3 protein-coding genes are annotated in these 2003 nt (G+C 46.8%); all 3 read left to right on the top strand.

Annotation, left to right across the window (positions count from 1 at the left end):
- Positions 1-114 precede the first annotated feature (114 nt).
- Entirely contained in the window at positions 115-462 is a 348-nt protein-coding gene (gene tnpB / locus FC20_RS09400; RefSeq protein WP_008459757.1) for an IS66 family insertion sequence element accessory protein TnpB, read from the top strand.
- A 55-nt stretch (positions 463-517) separates the two neighbouring features.
- Positions 518-751, top strand: a complete 234-nt coding sequence (locus FC20_RS09405; RefSeq protein ID WP_008459759.1) for an IS66 family transposase — start codon at positions 518-520, stop codon at positions 749-751.
- A partial coding sequence (locus FC20_RS09410; RefSeq protein ID WP_056945393.1) for an IS66-like element short variant transposase occupies positions 708-2003 on the top strand: 1296 nt, incomplete at its 3' end. The genes FC20_RS09405 and FC20_RS09410, both read left to right, overlap by 44 nt.

Genomic DNA, 2003 nt, shown 5'->3' on the forward strand with positions numbered 1-2003 from the left:
AGCTTCCAAAGAACAGGCTCGTTCTCAATCTAAAGTCCAAAGGGGTTGAGCTGTCATTTTACAGTGATGCCACTAGCGAGCTTATGCTCGAAGTCGTAGACAGGTTCTTGAACCATGATTAATCTGGCTGAGTTAGGTCGAGTGTTCATTGTTTGTGGTAAGACCGATATGCGCCGGGGAATCGATTCGCTTGCTTACATAGTTAAGAAGAGCTTCAATCTCGATCCCTTCTCCGGATGCGTCTTTCTCTTCTGCGGCAGCCGGAGGGACCGATTCAAAGCACTTTATTGGGACGGCCAGGGATTCTGGCTGCTCTATAAGCGCTTTGAGAACGGGAAGCTGGCCTGGCCGAACAATGAAGACGAAGTTCGAGAGTTGTCCGATGAACAAGTCATGCGCTTGATGCAGGGCTTTACCATTGATCCTAAAATTAATACCGCAAGAGCTCGTGAATTGTATTGATTTCACGAGCTTTTCTGGTATTCTTATGATTATGAATCAAGGAGGGACAACGACCATGGCTGACAAAGAAACTTTAGATTTAATCGAAACGCTCAAAGCAAATAACGAAGAATTACTCAAGCAGGTTGCCCTTCTTACTGAACAAGTTGCTTATTTGACTAATAAGCTTTACGGCAAGTCTTCCGAAAAGAGAGCTGTCAACCCAGATCAGCTGAGCCTTTTCGAAGAAGACACCGCCTCCCAAGATGACGAGGATTTGCCCTCGCATTACCGAAACTATTACCTATAAGAGACGCAAGCAAGTCGGCAGAAAGCAAGATATCTTAGACTCTCTGCCGGGTGAGGAGGTTCATCACCGTTTGGATGACCTTACCTGTCCAGACTGCCAGCACGAACTGAAAGAGATCGGCAGCTTCTGTGCTAGACAAGAGCTGCTCTACATTCCAGCCCAAGTTAAGAGAATCGATCACATCCAACACTCTTACAAGTGCCAGCACTGCAGTGATAAAGCGCCAGCTGACAAGATTATCAAAGCTCCTGTACCCAAGGCCCCGTTAACCAACAGTCTTGGCTCAGCTTCTTTAATCGCTAATACGATCTATCAGAAGTACGTTCTCAAGGTTCCTGCCTACCGACAGGAGAAGGACTTGCGGCGTATGGGCCTTCCGCTTGATCACAAGACGGTTTCGAATTGGCATATCAAGGTCTGCGAATACTACCTCTCTAGCCTTTACGAGCTCTTGAGACAAGAGCTGCTAAAGCTGGATGTCATTCACGCAGATGAGACGCCATATCGAGTCTTAGACAGCGAAAGAGTCAAAGACTACGTCTGGACTTTCTTGTCAGGCAAGCATACCGAAAAGCCGATAGTCCTATATCACCATGGATCACGAAAAGGAGCAGAAGCGTGGGATTTTCTCACAGGCTTTAGCGGATACCTTCATTGTGATCAATATCCTGGCTATTTACGATTAAGCAAACAAGATGTGACTCTTGTAGGCTGTATGGCTCATGCAAGGCGGAAGTTCTGTGATTCCTTGCCTAAAGACAAGGCCAGAGAATCCGACGTAACTTCGGTGGCTAATCAAGGGATCCACTACTGTAATCAAATGTTTAGCCTAGAGCGCGCCTGGGAAGACCTTTCCGCCGAAGAGAGGTACGAGAAGCGTCAGTCCGAATTAAGACCTCTGCTAGAGAAGTTTTCCGACTGGTGCTCCAAGAAATCAATCTCCGTGTTGCCTTCCGGCAAGCTAGGGACAGCCTTCCAGTATTGCATAAAGCACATGGACAAGTTCATGAACGTCCTAAAAGATGGTCGCCTTGAACTGTCCAACAACAGAGCAGAACGAGCAGTCAAAGAGGTCGTCATGGGACGCAAGAACTGGCTCTTTTCACAGAGCAGTACCGGCGCCAAGTCCATGGCAATCATAATGAGCATACTCGAAACCGCCAAGCAAAATGGCTTGGATCAATTCAAATATATCAACTATCTTTTAGACAAATTGCCCAATGAGCTGTCATTATTAGACACTCAACGTCTG

The organism is Lactobacillus equicursoris DSM 19284 = JCM 14600 = CIP 110162 (genome assembly GCF_001434815.1).
Classification (GTDB): domain Bacteria; phylum Bacillota; class Bacilli; order Lactobacillales; family Lactobacillaceae; genus Lactobacillus; species Lactobacillus equicursoris.